At 68.3% G+C, this 15,527-nt stretch carries 18 protein-coding genes; 8 read left to right on the top strand and 10 right to left on the bottom strand.

All coding sequences use genetic code 11. The features are described from left to right. The first annotated feature begins 7 nt into the window (after positions 1-7). Complete coding sequence (locus QSK35_RS07330) at positions 8-685, top strand: hypothetical protein (RefSeq protein ID WP_285743514.1); 678 nt, start codon at positions 8-10, stop codon at positions 683-685. 22 nt (positions 686-707) lie between these two features. Next, positions 708-935, top strand: a complete 228-nt coding sequence (locus tag QSK35_RS07335; protein WP_285743516.1) for a hypothetical protein — start codon at positions 708-710, stop codon at positions 933-935. 60 nt (positions 936-995) lie between these two features. Here QSK35_RS07335 and QSK35_RS07340 read toward each other — a convergent pair whose 3' ends face one another. Further along, the gene (locus QSK35_RS07340; RefSeq protein WP_285743518.1) at positions 996-1,196 is read right to left on the bottom strand and encodes a cold-shock protein; all 201 of its coding nucleotides are present in this window, start codon (positions 1,194-1,196) and stop codon (positions 996-998) included. A gap of 654 nt (positions 1,197-1,850) precedes the next feature. Here QSK35_RS07340 and QSK35_RS07345 point away from each other — a divergent pair. Together QSK35_RS07345 and QSK35_RS07350 are read left to right on the top strand one after the other, a co-directional pair. After that, on the top strand, positions 1,851-2,054 hold the full coding sequence (locus QSK35_RS07345) for a cold-shock protein (RefSeq protein ID WP_285743519.1): 204 nt from the start codon (positions 1,851-1,853) through the stop codon (positions 2,052-2,054). A gap of 89 nt (positions 2,055-2,143) precedes the next feature. After that, positions 2,144-3,109 (top strand): acyl-CoA desaturase, encoded by a 966-nt coding sequence (locus tag QSK35_RS07350; RefSeq protein ID WP_285743520.1) that lies wholly within the window; start codon positions 2,144-2,146, stop codon positions 3,107-3,109. On the opposite strand, the gene QSK35_RS07355 is transcribed toward QSK35_RS07350, so the two are convergent. The 6 genes from QSK35_RS07355 to QSK35_RS07380 all read right to left on the bottom strand — a co-directional run bounded on the left by QSK35_RS07355 (position 3,084) and on the right by QSK35_RS07380 (position 6,796). After that, positions 3,084-3,776, bottom strand: coding sequence for an ANTAR domain-containing protein (locus tag QSK35_RS07355; protein WP_285743521.1), 693 nt, complete (start codon positions 3,774-3,776; stop codon positions 3,084-3,086). The genes QSK35_RS07350 and QSK35_RS07355 overlap by 26 nt on opposite strands. 332 nt (positions 3,777-4,108) lie before the next feature. Then, complete coding sequence (locus QSK35_RS07360) at positions 4,109-4,243, bottom strand: hypothetical protein (protein ID WP_285743522.1); 135 nt, start codon at positions 4,241-4,243, stop codon at positions 4,109-4,111. 104 nt (positions 4,244-4,347) lie between these two features. Further along, positions 4,348-4,509, bottom strand: a complete 162-nt coding sequence (locus QSK35_RS07365) for an RGCVC family protein (protein ID WP_285743524.1) — start codon at positions 4,507-4,509, stop codon at positions 4,348-4,350. Next, on the bottom strand, positions 4,496-5,350 hold the full coding sequence (locus QSK35_RS07370) for a Rossmann-fold NAD(P)-binding domain-containing protein (RefSeq protein WP_285743526.1): 855 nt from the start codon (positions 5,348-5,350) through the stop codon (positions 4,496-4,498). The genes QSK35_RS07365 and QSK35_RS07370 overlap by 14 nt, the downstream gene beginning before the upstream one ends. Then, positions 5,287-5,631, bottom strand: a complete 345-nt coding sequence (locus QSK35_RS07375) for a Rossmann-fold NAD(P)-binding domain-containing protein (protein WP_285743528.1) — start codon at positions 5,629-5,631, stop codon at positions 5,287-5,289. Before QSK35_RS07375 ends, QSK35_RS07370 begins: the two co-directional genes overlap by 64 nt. Before the next feature lie 424 nt (positions 5,632-6,055). Continuing rightward, positions 6,056-6,796, bottom strand: a complete 741-nt coding sequence (locus QSK35_RS07380; RefSeq protein ID WP_285743530.1) for a GAF and ANTAR domain-containing protein — start codon at positions 6,794-6,796, stop codon at positions 6,056-6,058. Positions 6,797-6,959: 163 nt separating this feature from the next. Here QSK35_RS07380 and QSK35_RS07385 point away from each other — a divergent pair, with 163 nt between their 5' ends. The 3 genes from QSK35_RS07385 (at position 6,960) to QSK35_RS07395 (ending at position 11,125) form a co-directional block, all read left to right on the top strand. Continuing rightward, positions 6,960-7,553, top strand: a complete 594-nt coding sequence (locus QSK35_RS07385) for a hypothetical protein (protein WP_285743532.1) — start codon at positions 6,960-6,962, stop codon at positions 7,551-7,553. Between the two features lie 244 nt (positions 7,554-7,797). Then, positions 7,798-10,548: a glycosyl hydrolase family 95 catalytic domain-containing protein gene (locus QSK35_RS07390; RefSeq protein WP_285743534.1), complete on the top strand. Its 2,751-nt coding sequence runs from the start codon at positions 7,798-7,800 to the stop codon at positions 10,546-10,548. Positions 10,549-10,639: 91 nt separating this feature from the next. Beyond that, the gene (locus QSK35_RS07395; protein WP_285743536.1) at positions 10,640-11,125 is read left to right on the top strand and encodes an RICIN domain-containing protein; all 486 of its coding nucleotides are present in this window, start codon (positions 10,640-10,642) and stop codon (positions 11,123-11,125) included. A gap of 53 nt (positions 11,126-11,178) precedes the next feature. On the opposite strand, the gene QSK35_RS07400 is transcribed toward QSK35_RS07395, so the two are convergent. Both QSK35_RS07400 and QSK35_RS07405 read right to left on the bottom strand, forming a co-directional pair. Next, a complete protein-coding gene (locus QSK35_RS07400) occupies positions 11,179-12,180 on the bottom strand; it encodes a beta-ketoacyl-ACP synthase III (RefSeq protein WP_285743538.1) in 1,002 nt (333 codons plus the stop codon). After that, positions 12,177-12,413 (bottom strand): phosphopantetheine-binding protein, encoded by a 237-nt coding sequence (locus QSK35_RS07405; RefSeq protein ID WP_285743539.1) that lies wholly within the window; start codon positions 12,411-12,413, stop codon positions 12,177-12,179. The genes QSK35_RS07400 and QSK35_RS07405 overlap by 4 nt, the downstream gene beginning before the upstream one ends. Before the next feature lie 219 nt (positions 12,414-12,632). On the opposite strand from QSK35_RS07405, the gene QSK35_RS07410 reads away from it, so the two are divergent. Then, on the top strand, positions 12,633-13,901 hold the full coding sequence (locus tag QSK35_RS07410) for a vanadium-dependent haloperoxidase (RefSeq protein ID WP_285743541.1): 1,269 nt from the start codon (positions 12,633-12,635) through the stop codon (positions 13,899-13,901). A gap of 95 nt (positions 13,902-13,996) precedes the next feature. On the opposite strand, the gene QSK35_RS07415 is transcribed toward QSK35_RS07410, so the two are convergent. Continuing rightward, positions 13,997-15,523, bottom strand: a complete 1,527-nt coding sequence (locus QSK35_RS07415; RefSeq protein WP_285743542.1) for a glycoside hydrolase family 88 protein — start codon at positions 15,521-15,523, stop codon at positions 13,997-13,999. Positions 15,524-15,527 lie beyond the last annotated feature (4 nt).

Genomic DNA, 15,527 nt, shown 5'->3' on the forward strand with positions numbered 1-15,527 from the left:
CGCGGGCATGACATCGCGATCTTCAGCCATCGCACTGGTGCTCCTGGCCGTGGCTTTCGTCTTCGTTCCCGGCATGGTGGCGGGCGACCTCGGTCAGGACAACCTGGCTGAGGTCTTCCGCAAGGGGTTCGTCGGATACTGGAGTTCCGGTGCGGGCTTGGACGGCGTCGTCGACTACTGGTTCCGCTACCACGTGGTCAAGGCCGTCATCGCGGCGCTGCTGGTGATCGTGCTCGGCGTTCTGCTCCGGCAAGTCACGTCTCGCGTGGCCGTCGTTCTCGTCACGCTGCTCGGGCTGTTGTCGTTGGCGGCGTTGATGGCCAACGTCCAGGGGATGGTCGCGCCCCTGTCCTCGTTGTTGCCGATGCTTCAGGGCGCCGGCCCGGAGCTCGCCGACACGCTCAACGAGGTCAGGCGGCGACTGGCCGCGGGCGACCACACGCCCGTCCTGGACGTGTTGGTCGACGACTTCGCCCGGTATCACTGGGCGATGGCCGTCATCGCCGGGGTCGTGGCGGTCGTCTTCGCCGGCCTGAGCGTGTGGTCGTGGAAGAGGCGCGTGTGGGGCTTCGGTGTGCTCACGACGTTGCTCTCGGCGGCCCTGATCGTTGTCGTCGTGGCGAACACGATCACCGCGGCGCACTCGGCGCCCGCTCTCCTGGCCCTCTTCGAGGGCGGCTGGTAACGCCACGCGGTACGGTCTGAGTATGCCGCAAGACGCGGAAGGACCAGTCCTCGAAACCACGCTGGCCGAGTGGCTCAAGGCCCGCGATGAGACCAGGCAGCACCTGGATGCCGCGGACCCGCCGCTCGACGTGGGCTGGGTGCAGCGGCTGGCCGACCTGCTCGCCACGGAGCGGTCGTGGCAGGACCAGTACACCGAACTCGTCGCTCTGGGTAGCCGCGGCGGCAGGTTTCCGAACTCGAACCGCTGAACCAGCGGTGGAACACGCAGAGCGGGGCCCGACGGGCCCCGCTCTGTGAGTGGATGGAGATCAGACGGCGCGAACGCCGACGGCCTGCGGACCCTTGGGGCCCTGCTTCACCTCGAACTCGACGCGCTGGTTCTCCTCCAGGCTGCGGAAGCCCGAGCTGTCGATCTCCGAGTGGTGCACGAAGACGTCAGGGCCGCCCTCCTGGGCGATGAAGCCGAAGCCCTTCTCGGCGTTGAACCACTTGACGGTTCCCTGGATCATGTTCTCTCCTTGTCAGAGCCTTGGTACAGGCGCCGCAACACACGGCACCCCCGGCCGGTTTTCAGACGACGACTTCTCCGGCTCGGCCTGACAGGGCAAAGTGAGAAAACGTCCGCAACATCGTTCCCGAAGTGTGTGGAACCACGGACCCAAGATTGACGACCAACCCCTACAACGCGGGAGGCGCTCAATCGGTTCCCGGAGGTGTCACACGTCACCATTTCGTGAACAGACCATAGTAGACACTTTCGGGCCGCACGCCCGTCAGTCGCGCCGATGAAGTACTGTCGGCTGCGTTGGGACGCGAGCTGCCGGCATTCGGCCGGCGCGGTACCCGACCAATCCGGCCAGGATTCATCATTGGCCGGGGACGGGGGCACCCGTTTGCCACCGGATGGTCTGTTCACATCGTCAGTCGCAAGTCCCAGCGGTTTCGCGGAGGCGCGAGCCGCGGCCGACCGGGCCGAAGCCGTCACGCGGTCCCGAGCCGCCCTCACGGTGGCGGGCCACTCGCGGGACTCACTCGACTGCCACGAGCTGTTGCGCATGCTCGGTCTCGCCGAACCTGAGCACGCACGGAGACGGTGATCCACTGTGGACTGTTCAGACCCGGCTGCGCCGTACGCATCCGGCCCCCAGCAGGAGGAGCGCCCAGTGACGCAGGGAATCGTCAAGTGGTTCAGCGGTGCCAAGGGGTACGGCTTCATCGCCCCACAGGACGGTGGAGCGGACCTGTTCGTGCACCACTCGCAGATCCAGGACTACGACTTCAAGGGACTCGCCGACGGCCTGCGGGTCGAGTTCGAGGTCGGTGCGGGCCAGAAGGGCCCGCAGGCCAACTCGGTTCGCGTGCTCTGACGCCGGTTCCCAGAGTGACGCGAACGGCGTAGTGTTCGAGGCACGTGCCCTGGACCCCGGCTGACTGCAGCCGAGCGAGGGATCATTCCATGGCACGTCTCGATTACAGTCCTGCCACCACGACGATCCCTGGCGCCGAGCCGAAGCCGCTGATCGTTCCCGGCCGGTCGATACGCGACCAGGTCCTGGTCAAGGTCTTCGTGCTGATCCCGTTCGCCGCGCTGGTCGCGGCGGTGCCGATCGCCTGGGGCTGGGGGCTGGGCTGGACCGATCTGATCCTGGCCGCCGTCTTCTACGTGGTGGCCTGCCTCGGCGTGACGGTCGGTTACCACCGGTACTTCACCCATCGTGCGTTCAAGGCGAAACGCGCCATGCGCATCGCGTTGGCGGTGGCCGGCGGCCTGGCCGCACAGGGCCCGGTGATCGGGTGGGTCGCCGACCACCGGCGACACCACGCCTTCTCCGATCGCCAGGGCGACCCGCACTCGCCGTGGCTGTTCGGCACCGGTCCGCTGGCGTTGGCCAAGGGCTTCTGGCACGCCCACATGGGGTGGCTGTTCGAACGGGTCAGCACCAACGAGGAACGGTTCGCCCCCGACCTGCTGGCCGATCGCGACATCCGGGTGATCGACCGGCTGTTCCCGTTGTGGATCGCCGTCAGCATCGGGTTGCCCACAGCTCTGGGTGGCCTGATCTCGTGGTCGTGGTGGGGCGCTCTCACCGCCTTCTTCTGGGCGGGCCTGGTGCGGGTGTCGTTCCTGCACCACGTGACATGGTCGATCAACTCGATCTGCCACATGATCGGCGACCGGCCGTTCGTCTCGCGCGACAAGGCCGCGAACTTCTGGCCGCTGGCGATCCTGTCGATGGGCGAGTCCTGGCACAACTCGCATCACGCCGACCGCACCTGCGCCCGGCACGGTGTGCTGCGCGGTCAGATCGACATCTCGGCCAGAGTCATCTGGATCTTCGAGCGGCTCGGGTGGGTGTCCGAAGTGCGCTGGAGCAACCCGGCCCGGCTGGCCCGGATCAGCGCCACTTCTCGTTCGGGGTGAACCTCAGTCCGCGCGCGACCACGTCGGTCGCCACCTCGGAGAGGCGGCGACCGGTGAGGTAGGAGTGCGCGCGCAACCGGATGAACGCCTCACCGATGTCGGTGCCCAGCTGCACCGACACCATGCCCGCGGCCTGGTTCACCAAGCCCCAGCGTTGCTCCGGCTCGATACCTGGCTGGTCCAGCATCAGCGTGATCGCCACATCCGCGTACAGCAACACGTCGGTGAGCTCGTCCGGTGCCAGCGCACAGCCGGTGTCCCGGCAGATCTCCAGCACGCCGAGCGAGATCGCCCCCAGGGTCAACGGGATCGCGAACACCGCGGCCACGCCTGCCGCCATCGCGGCCGGGGTGAAGACGGGCCAGCGTTCAGCGCTCGCGGAGTCGTCGAGATGCGGCACGAGCACCGGCTGGTTGTGCCGGAGCGCATCCCGCAGGGGCCCTTCCCCGACCGTGAGCTGTAGCTCGGCGATCTCCTGGCCGACCTGGCCGGTCGTCTCGAGCGGGTGAGCGGCACCGCCACTGGCGAGTAGATAGACCGCCACGCCGATGGCGTTCGTCCTTATCCCGCAGGCAAGACAGACATGGCGCACACCCGCCCGTTCGCCGTCGAGCTCGGCGATCTTGTTGACCGCCTCGATGGTGTCGAGATGCCGTTGTGCGTCCACGTGGAGTTACTTCAAGCCGCGTTCATGCGGTGTCGCTTACGGTGCTCACTGACATCTCCTCACGAGACCAGGGCAACCGCGGGGTCCAGGCGGGACGACGTGACCTCAGCGTAGACCCGGAACCGGCGATATCAAAGCGTCTCCGGTGAAAGAGTGTCGAGTCGAGCCACATGTTCTTGTCCGAGCGCGGAATCAAACCGATTCGGTGAGTAACGTCTGCACGCGCGTAGTGCTGCCCAGCGGTGTGTCCACAATGCACTACAGGTCGATGGTCGTGCACACCGAGGAAGAAGACACAGCCGCAAGTCCGTCCACAATAGACGACCCTGCGGTCAGCGTTCCTCGGAGTTGGTGACGCCGGAGGGTTCCTGGAACAAACCCTGGTACGACGGCTCGCCATCGGCGTCCGGTGCCGGGACGGGGGTGTGCGGTTCGTGCGTGTCGGGATGACTGAAAAGTGGTGACATGGTTTTCCGATCTCCCTGTCCACCGGCGTACGGATCACCGCGACGCGGGACTCGGGAACTCTTGGAGCGAGTGCTCCAGACACCTCAACCCTACACGACGCTCCTCAGCCGCCGCAGATGCAGCCTCGGACCAGCGTGAACGTCGTCGTCGCCGTGCAGTACCGCACCCCGAGCGCGTCGTGCTCACTCCAGCTATGAACGCACGCGGCGCACGTGTCGTCGGCGCGGGCGCCACCCTCCGCGGAGCCTGGGTCAGAGATTGCCATGCGGGTACTCCGATGAACGGTTCTGGAACGAGAGGATGTTGGGGTTCTGGACGACTCCGTCGCGAATCTCGATGGCCCGCCGGATGGTCTCGCTGCCGTCCCAGGCGCCCGTGAGCACCGGCCGGAGGTGGGGCAGCAGGGCCTCGCTGATCTCCCAGCTGGCGGAGTCCCACAGGTAGGACGGGCTGTGGTCGACGCCGTAGTAGTACACGTGGTCGCCGACCTGGAAAACCGGATGCGTGAACGACGTCGGTCGCGCCCAGCCGAAACCCATTGCCGCGTCACAGGAGACGTCGACGATGAGGGTTCCGGGCGCCAGCGTGGCGAGGTCGTCGTCGACGAGGAAGGTCAGCGGTGCCCTGGTGTCCTGCAGCACGCAGTTGACAATGATGTCGAAGCCGGCGAGGAACTCCGCCAGCGGGACCTCGCCGTGGTCGGTGAACGCCTGGCTCCGACGCGGGTTTTCGTCGTCGTGCGCGAAGTGGACCATCCGCGCGGAGTGGATGGGCGAACTGACAGCGGCGACGCGGCGGTTGGTGAGGATGCTGACGTCGTGGATCCCATGCGCGTTGAGCGCCGTCACGGCGCCTCGTGCGGTCGCTCCGAAGCCGAGCACGGCGGCGCGCAGTCGTCTGCCGTAGTCACCGGTCGAACCGATGATCTGCAAGGCGTGCAGCACCGAGCAGTACCCGGCGAGCTCGTTGTTCTTGTGGAAGACGTGCAGGCTGAACGAACCGTCGGCCGTCCAGTGGTTCATGGCCTCGAACGCGATCAGCGTCAGCCGTCGTTCGATGGCCGTCTGGGTGAGCTTTCGTCCTGGACACAGTGCGGCCAGCCCCACAGCACCTGTCCGACCCGCAGATCGGCGAGGTCCTCCGCGAGGGGCTTGGGCAACAGGATCACGTCGCAGTCCGCGATGAGCTCCTCGCGGGAGCGCATTCCGGCCACGGAAGCGGCGACCTGCGCGTCGGACATGCCGAAGCGCTCGCCGTAGCCATGTTCGAGGTAGATGCGTTCGCGAAGGTCCGCGGCTATCCGCTCGATGTGCCGCGGGTGAATCGGCAGCCGCCGTTCGTTCTCCTTGCGCGATCGCGAGATGACGCCGAGGCTGAGCTGGTTCACGTCGTTGGTCCGTCCCCGGCCTTGGGTGACCGCTGTGGCGTGCGCCGGGAACGGCGCCGGCTTGTTCGCCGGCACACGACGGGCTCTCGGTTCCTCCGATACTACCAGGCAGCACTTTGTCCTTTTTGGACATGACGGAACTGGTTCCACCGAATCCCGCACAGACTCCGAAATGCGCGTACAGTCGGCCCGGTCGAGGATCCTCGACGAACCAGACCGGCCGGATCCCCCCGAGCGGCCGGGGACGGGAACACGGCACGACGCCGGATCATCCGCTCACTTCATCACTCCGCCGGCCGTACGGCCGTTGAGCAGCCGGGGCTGAAGTCAGCCCGTGGCGCTCACCTGGAGTCTGCCGAGCGATCCGATCCCAGCCGGCCCGACCGTCGAACCCTCCGCATCGAGGGTTCGACCCTGGTCCCGGCTACCGCCGCGGCTCGGGTCCGTCCACCGCGCCGGCCAGCGCGGCCACGCCGATCGTTCCGGCGACGACCGCTTCGGCGACCGAGCTGAGGTACTGGTTGTGGCCTCTCGCGTAGCGCCGGAGTATCCCGAACGCCTGGTCCACGTCGACGTGCAGTCGCTCGGCGAGCACACCCTTCGCCTGTTCGATGAACACCCGGCTCTGCAGGGCTCTCTGCAACTGCTCGGCGAGCAGCTCCTGGTGACTGATGATCCGCGCCTGAAGCAGGCCGATGGTCGCGACGTCCGCCATGGCCTGCGCCACCCGAACCGTCGACTCGCCCAGCCGGCGCGCGGCGACGGTGAACAGGTTCAACGCACCGATGGCCTGCGCGCGCAGCCGCATCGGCACGGCGTGCACCGCGCCGAACCCCGCCGCCACGGCCGCCGACGTGAACTCCGGCCATCGTCGTGCCGCCTCCGTGACGTCAGCGGTCACCCGCTGCTGAGTGCGGTAACTCTCCATGCACGGCCCCTTGTGATGTTGCAGCTCGAGGAGCTCGAGCAGTCTGGCGCGTTCGCTGGACGCGCCGAGCACCTGCAGTTCGCCGCGGTGGTCGACGAGGAGGATGCCGGCGGCGTCGACCCCCAGGGTGTCGACGCACCGGTCCGCCAGCAGGTGCGCGAACTCGACGGGGTCGAAGTCGGCGACGAGGGTGTCCGCCAGCTCGACGAACGTCTCGGCCAGGTTCTCCGCGGACATGGGGCACCTCTGTTGCTCGGGCTCACGGACCTCGTCCATGGTCACACCGAGTCGGGCGGCAGGCATCACGGCTCGAGGCCGACGCCGATGACCAGTTCGATTCTCCGGGCACGGGCGCGGGTCTTGGCGATTCACTGGGGTGGACAACCACGAAAGGCGTCTCATGACGATGTCGAAGCGCGGCGGAACATTGCTCCGCCGCGAGCTGGGTGGCCTGATGTCGATGATCCTGCTGGTACACGGACGCAAGGACGTGCCCGCGGACGCCACCCCGATCCGGTACGGGTCCGCCCAGAAGACGTTCATCATCGTGATGATGGTCCTGGGGCCGTTCGAGATCGTGCTCGTGGAGCTGGTCGTTCCGTGGGCGTGGCTGCGCACCGTCCTGCTGGTCGTCGCCATCTACGGCGTCATCTGGATGTTCGGGTACTACTCGGGCCTGCACACACGGCCCCACTACATCGACTTCGAACGCCTCGTGCTGCGCAACGGCCACCTGGCCGCCGCCTCGGTCGACGTCGGTTTCGTCAACGCCGCGCGCCGCGAGACCCACGAGAAGTACAAGGGGCTCGTCGCCGTCGAGGACGACGTGGTCGCGGTGCCGGGGATGAACGGCACCGCGCTCACGTTGACGCTGGAACCCGAGACGCCGGTTCAGGTTCAGGGCCGCGGAACCGTGCGCGCCCGTGAGATCCGGTTCGACGCCGACGATCCGGAAGCCGCCCTGAGGTCCATCAGGCAGCGGCTGGCCGGCTAGGTGCCAACGCCGTGAACAGAACGATGGCGCCCGCTACGAACGGCGCCGGCGGCATCAGCTCGTCCAACGCGGTCCGCCGCCAGCGGGCCCAGGACGAGCATGACGCGTTCGTTAAACCGAGCGATACATCGGATGACTTAGGGAACGAAGGGTCATATTCCCTGCTCGTCGGTTGTCAATCGGGACTATTCATCGTATGTTTCCCGCTGTTTGGTCAAGGGCGACCGCACAGTAGGAGCGCGTGATGGACGATTCCGCGACTTGGCCCGATCACCCGACCCGCCGGGGCTTCATCAAGGCCGGTGCGGTCATGGGAGCGGCCTTCCTGGGCTTACCCGTTTTCCCGGCCGCGGCCGACGTGGTCCGGCCGCGGTCGAGTCCGCTCGTCCCGGACCCGGTCACGCTCTGGTACCGGAAGCCGGGCACGGAGGCCCGGATCATGGAAGAGGGTCTGCCGGTCGGCAACGGCAGGCTGGGCGCGCTGGTCACCGGCGACCCCGGCCGTGACGTGCTCTGCCTGACGGACGCGACGCTGTGGACCGGTGGTCTCAACGACACGCTCGGCGCGGACGGCCAGTTCGACTACGGGACCGGATTCGGCTCGTTCCAGCAGCTCGCCAAGATCGTCCTGAACGTTCTGGCGCACGCCTCACCCACCGGCTACCGCAGGCAGCTCGACCTGAGCAACGGCTTCGTCAGCGCGCGCTACCAGGTCGGAGGTGTCACCTACCGCCGTGACGTCTACGTCAGCCACCCCGACGACGTGCTGGTCATCCGCCTGTCCCAGAGCGGCGGCGGCCGCTACACCGGGTCGTTGTCGCTGAGCGGCACCCACGGCGAGACGACCACCGGCGCCGGCGGCGCGATCTCGTTCGGCGGCACGTTCTCCAACACGCTCAAGTGCGGCGCGGTCGCCGGCGCGTCCGGTTCGGGCGTGGTCGAGGTGAGCGGTTCGACCATCGCGTTCACCGACTGCGCGGACGTGCTGATCGTCGTGGCGGGCGGCACCAACTACGCCCCCACTCGCGCCACCGGATACCGCGAGCCGACGCTGGACCCGCGTTCCCGGGCCGCGGCCAAGGCGAGGGCGGCGCTCGCGGCGGGCGCCACCGCCCTGCTCGACACGCACGTCGCCGACTATCGGCGGCTGCACCGGGCGATCACGGTCGACCTGGGCGTTTCGACGAGTTCCCAACGGGCCATGGACACTCCGGCCCGCCTCGCCGCCCGCGCCTCCTCGGGCATCGCGGACCCGGAACTGGAGGCGAGCTACCTGCAGTTCGGCCGCTACCTGGCGATCACCGGCTCGCGCGGCAGCCTGCCGACCAACCTGCAGGGCCTGTGGCTGGACCGCAACAACCCGGCGTGGATGTCCGACTACCACACCAACATCAACGTCCAGATGAACTACTGGCCGGCCGACCGGGCCGGTCTGGGCGAGACCGTCACCGCGCTGGCCGACTACTGCCTGTCCCAGCTGCCGTCGTGGACCGACCTGACCGCCCGCCGCTACAACGACAGCCGCAACGCCTTCCGCAACAGCACCGGCAAGGTGGCGGGGTGGACGGTCGCGACATCGGCCAACATCCACGGCGGCCTGGGCTGGCGGTGGAACCCGGCGGGCAACGCGTGGCTGTGCGCCTCGCTGTTCGAGCACTACGAGTTCACCGGGGACAAGTCCTATCTGGACCGGATCTACCCGTTGCTCAAGGGGGCGTGCGAGTTCTGGGAGGCACGCCTGATCACCACCACGGTCAACGGCCGCAAGGTGCTGATCGACGACAACGACTGGTCGCCGGAACACGGGCCCTGGCCGGCCGGCACCAAGGGCATCACCTACGCCCAGGAACTGGTGTGGGGGTTGTTCGAACACTACCGCGAGGCCGCGGCGACCCTGGGCCGCGACGCCGCCTACGCCCGTACAGTCGCTGCCCTGCAAGCAAAACTCCACCTGCCGGTCGTCAACGCGGGCACCGGCTGGCTGGAAGAGTGGATGAACGCGGGCAACCTGGGCGAAACCACTCACCGGCACCTCTCGCCGCTGGTGGGCCTGCACCCCGGCGACCGCATCACCGCAGACCGCAGCGACGCCGACCTCCTGGCGGGTGTGCACAACCTGCTCACGGCACGCGGCATGGACAGCTTCGGGTGGGGGTGCGCGTGGCGGGCGCTGTGCTGGGCGCGGCTCAAGCACGCGGGCAACGCCTACCGCTCGTTCCTCAACGTGCTGCGGCCGTCGGTGAACTTCAGCAACGGCACCGCGATCAACTTCTTCGACATGTACAGCCGTGGCAGCAGTTCGGTGTTCCAGATCGACGCGAACTTCGGCGCCATCGCCGCGATGCTGGAGATGCTGGTGTACTCCCGCCCCGGCGTGGTCGAGCTGCTGCCCGCCCTGCCAGACGCCTGGATGACCGGCAGCGCCACGGGTCTGGGCGTGCGCGGCGGCTTCACCGTCGACCTGACCTGGGCCGGCGGCAACGTCACCAGCGCCACGATCCGCAGCGTCGGCGGCACCAGGACCACCGTCCGCTTCGGCTCGTGGAGCCAGACCGTCTCCCTGCGCCCAGGCCAGTCGACGACGCTCACCCCGCCCGCCCGCGTGTCCATCTACCGGCTCGTCAACCGGTCCAGCCGCAAGGTGCTGGACGTCCCGGGCGCCTCGAAGCTCGAGGGCGTCGGGTTGATCGAGTGGCCGGACCGCCACTCTCCCAACCAGCACTGGGAGTTCCGGTCCGACGGCGCACTGGTCAACGTCAACTCCCGGCTGGTGGCGGACATCCGCGACGGTGCTTCGGTGATCCAGTCCTCCGACCGGGGCACGCCGAACCAGCGCTGGCGGGTGGCCGACGCGGGTGGCGGCTACCTGAAGCTGGTCAACGTGCGCAGCGGCAAGGTCATGGCCGTTCGCCGAAACCCCGACGGCAGTACCGCGGTCGTACCGCAGACCGACACGGGCGACCACAGCCAGCACTGGCTGCGGCTGCCGGTGTGAACGGCGTCACCTGTCAGCGCATTGTCAGCGTCGGCTCCTAGCTTGTCGGTACCCGCCCGATCATGAAGCTGGGAGTTCGACGATGATCAGCATGGCCAGAACGGTTCTCGTCGGTGTCGCCGGTGTCGCGCTCGCGGCCGCGATCACCCCGTCCGCCTCCGCGGCGACCTACTACAACCTGGTCAACCAGAAGAGTGGCAAGTGCATGTCCGTCGCGGGCGGCGGCAGCACCGCCAACGGCGCCAAGATCGTCCAGTGGACGTGCAACGACAAGGGCGAGCAGCTCTGGTACCGGGTCGGCGACCAGCTCAAGAACCGCAAGAGCGGCAAGTGCCTCTCGGTGTCCGGTGGCGGCAGCCCCGACAACGGCGCCGAGCTCGTCCAGTGGAGCTGCAACGGCGCGTTCGAGCAGATGTGGAAGCCGATGGACGGCTACCTGATCTGCCACAAGAACGGCAAGGTCGCGTCGGTCTCGGGCGGCGGCAGCACCGCGAACGGCGCCAAGATCGTGCAGTGGACCGCACACGGCCACGCCGACCAGCTCTGGCGCTTCGACGCCCGCGTCATCGACGCCTGATCTCCCGACGAGGCCCTCGACCGGCACGAGCCGGCCGAGGGCAGCACAACCGGCTACGCGGCTCGCAAAGCGGGCCAGGTCAACGCCGACGAACCCCAGGTCGCGCCGCCGCCGAAGGCCGTGAGCAACACCTTGTCCCCCGCAAGCAACTCACCCGTCGCGACGGCGTCGGCCAGCGCCAGCGGAATCGAGGCCCCGGCAGTGTTGCCGACCCGGTCGATATTGATCACCGCACTTTCTGGCGCGACCTCCAGTTCCCGCGCGACCGCGTCGAGGATCCGGCGGTTCGCCTGGTGCCCGACGAAACGGTCGACGTCCTGGGGCTTCCAGCCCACCGCGTCGAGAACGGCTCGGGACGAGCCGACCATGCGCCGTACCGCGTGCCGGTACACCGCCTGGCCCTGCATCGCGAACCAGCTGTCCGCCGCGTCCGGCCGCGGGTGCCTCGCGCCGCCGCCCTTCGTCATGATCAGCTCGGCTAGCCCGCCGTCGCTGCCCAGGTCGAACGCTTGCACGGCACCGAGTTCGCCGGGCTCCCCCGCACGCACCACGACGGCTCCCGCGCCATCGCCGAACACCGAGACCGTGGCCCGGTCGTACGGATCGAGAATCGTCGTGTAGGCCTCGGCGCCGATCAGCAACACGTGCCTCGCGAGACCGGAGGCGATCATGCCGGCCGTGACGGCCAGGCCGTAGACGAAGCCCGAGCAGACGGCGCTGACGTCGAACGCCGGTACGCAGCCGAGACCGAGCCGCTGTGCGACGGTCGGAGCCGTCGCCGGGCAGGGGTGATCCGGGGTGGTCGTGGCCAGCACGACCACGTCGATGTCCCGCGTACCCGCCGACTGCAGTGCCGCCTCGGCGGCGCGTACCGCGAGGTCGGAGGTCGCCGTGCCCGGTTCCACCACGTGCCGCTGGTGAATGCCGACGCGGCTGCGGATCCACTCGTCGGACGTGTCCAGCCGCGCCGCCAGATCGTCGTTGGTGACCACCTTGGGTGGCACGTATCCACCGACGCCGCACAGAACCGCCGCCGGTGTCCGGGCCGTGATCACAGAGCGGTCTCCACGAACTCGACGAGCGCCCCGACGGTCGTGATCACGGGAATCCCGCTGTCCGGCACCGCGATGCCGAACTCGTGCTCCACGCTGTTCAGGAGGTCCACCACGTCCATCGAGTCCAGGCCGAGGTCCCGGAACTCCGCGGACGACGGCAGCTCCCCCTCGACCTTCGATCCGACCTGCCGGATCAGCCGGCCGACACGGGAGCTGATCTCCTGGGTTTCCATGCGACTACTCCTTTACAAGGCTCGGCAAGTCATGCCGAATTTCGGGAACACGAATCCCGCGACCGCCATGGAAAGTACGCACATTCGCGAGCGTGATCTTGCGTTTGTCCCCCGTTTTATGGAGCCGTTCGTACCAGCCAGGTCGCCGTCGAGCAGCCGTCGCAGGGCTCCCGGAACCACGACACCATAAGGACCACCGCGATTTCTGGAGGCGTGGTCGTGAGGAAGATCGTCCTGGCCCTGGTGCTCGGTCTGGCCGGAACCGGGCTGAGCGCACCCGCGGACGCCGAGCCACGGTCGGACAGCGTGCGGGTGTGGAACGAGCTCGCGTTGGCCGCGGTGCGCGTCACCCGCGCCACCGACGCCGACGCGGCCCGCACATACGCGATGCTCAACGTGGCCATCTACGACGCGGTCAACGGACTCACCGGTCCGGCACGCGCCCACGCGCTGATACCCGGCCCCGGCCCACGCGGCGCCGATCCCCGCGCCGCGGCTGTCGCGGCGGCACACGACGTGCTGGTCCGGCTGGACCCCGGCCGGACCGCCGTCTACGACACGCAACTGCGTGCCGACCTGGCCGGGCTACCTCCCGGCCGGCACCGCGACGCCGGGGTGCGGTGGGGAGGTGAGGTCGCCCAGCGCGTCGTGACCTCCCGCGCCGACGACGGCTCGACTCCGGTGCGAAGCCAGCCCGCCGGCTCAGGGCCCGGTGTATTCCGGGCCGATTGGTCCGGCGTGCAGTACCGCGACGTCCGCCCGTTCGCCGTCATCAACCCCGCCGCGTACATACCGGGTCCGCCGCCTGCCTTGGACAGCCTGGACTACGCCGCGGCCTTCGCCGAGGTCGCGCTCCTCGGCGACGCCGCGATACCCGCCCCCGACAAGCTCGCCACCTTCCAGTTCTGGTCCTTGCCGGCCGGCACCGACCAGCCCGCCGGCGAGTGGGTCAAGATCGCACTGACCGTGTCCCATGGCCAGTCGCTGCCGGCCTCGGCGCGCCTCCTGGCGTTGCTGACGATGACGCTGGCCGACACCACGGTCACCACCGTCGCGACCAAGTTCAACTACCGTCACTGGCGTCCGGCGACGGCGATCCGCGAGGCGGACACCGACGGAAACCCGTTCACGCAGCCGAACCCGAGCTGGGCTCCGCGGGCGGGCAGCACCGGCGGAACACCGGAATACCCGTCCGGACACAGCTCCTACAGCGGCGCGGCGGCCGCCGTGCTGGCCGGGTTCTTCTGCGCGGACGACATTCGCTTCACGCACACCACGGACACCGCACCGGGCGGCCAGGCGCGCAAGTACCCGGGTTTCTCCGCCGCCGCTGCCGAGGCCGGCCGGTCGCGCGTGTTCGGCGGACAGCACTTCGAGTTCAGCGATCAGGCGGGTTTTGCCATCGGACGCGGCGTCGCAACCGAAGTTCTCTCCACCCGGCTGCTGAAGCGAACCGGACCCACACACCACGGCGATTGTCCATTGTAGACGAACTGGTGCGCCTGGTTCGCTTGCCGTCGTCCGCGAGACCGACTGCGACATCTTCGAGGACATCGAGCAGCACGTGCGTCCGTGACCTCCGGTCAGCCTCCCGTCCTGAGCAACTGCTCGTTCATGATGAGAAACGCGCCCAGCCCGTGGAAGTCGTTCGTCGCACGGGTGCGGTTGACGTAGTAGCTGTAGTCGCCGACGTTGGTACCGATGGAGATGTCGGCGATGTTCGTGAGACCGTCGCCGCCCAGCGACACCTTGGCGAGCACCCCCTGATAGCCGGAGCTCGCCAGCGCCCGGTAGCCGGCGTCGACATACCCGCGTTCCACCGCCCTGGAGGCGACGAAGGTGAACATGCTGGAGCACGACGTCTCGGTCCAGTTGTCGGAGCGGGAGCCCTTGTCCACCACCTGGAACCAACGTCCGGTAGCGGGATCCTGGTAGCGCGCGTACGCGCTCACGAGGTCCCGGATGTAGGTCACCAGCTGGGCCCGCCGGGGATGGTCGGCCGGCAGGTGCTCCAGCACGTCGATGGTGGCCATGCTGAACCAGCCGATCGCGCGGCACCAGTACTCCGGCGCCACACCGGTGACCGGGTCCGCCCACGTCTGCGCTCGCGCCTCGTCGTAGGCGTGCCTGAGCAGACCTGTCGACTGCCGCAGGTGGTTCGCGTAGGTCACGAGCTGGTTCGACGCCTCGTTGTTCGCGTACGTGCTGTCGCCGAACCGTTGCCCGTACTCGACCAGGAACGGGCTCACCATGAACACGCCGTCGGCCCACAGCTGGTTCTCGCGGCTGGTGGCGTGCCAGAACCCCTTGTCGGACGTGCGGGGATAGGTGTTGAGGCGGGTACGGATCCTGTCCGCGGCGATCTTGTAGCGGGACTGGCCGGTCTCGGCGTGCAGGATCACCAGCAGCCGCCCGGACAGCATGCTGTCCAGGTTGTTGAAGCTCTGGCTGATGTTGCCGCTGCTGTCGACGAAGCGGTCCACCCAGTCCTTGATGTAGCGCAGGTATCGCGGATCGTGCGTGCGCTGGTAGACGAGGTACTGGCCGTAGAGGTACAAGCCGCGCGTGTACGACCAGCCGCCGAGGGTGTCCGGCGGGTACCGGCGCATCGTGGACTCGACCACCGCGACCGACCAGTCGGTGCCCCCGCCGCCTGCACCGACGGTCAGCGAGTCCAGGTTCGGGCCGCCGTTGCCGGTGGTCGCGGTGGCGCGGATCTTGTTGGTACCCGCGTTGAGCGGCACCTGGACGGACGCCGTCCGCCAGGTGTCCCAGGTGGATGTTCCGGTGAACGCGAGCTCGTCCGCGGCGAGCGCCCCGTTCACGCTCACGTCCATCGGCCGGTTCGTCGTCGTACCGTTGGAGTAACGGAACGTCAACGCCGTCGTGCCCGAAACCGCCGCCTCCACGGTGAACTCGACGTAGCCGCCGACCATGTTGTCGTAGTTCACGAAACCGGTCCCGGTGAAGCCGGTGTGGTTCGCCTCGACGACACCCAGCGAGATCGTCGCGTTCTCCGCCTCGTACGCGGTTGCGGTGGCGGCGGCCGGAGCCGCCGTCACCACCGACGCCACGAGTGCGGCCAGCAGGGGCAGTGCTGCTCGTCTCATGTCG

It is taken from the genome of Lentzea sp. NBRC 105346 (assembly GCF_030269605.1).
GTDB lineage: Bacteria > Actinomycetota > Actinomycetes > Mycobacteriales > Pseudonocardiaceae > Lentzea.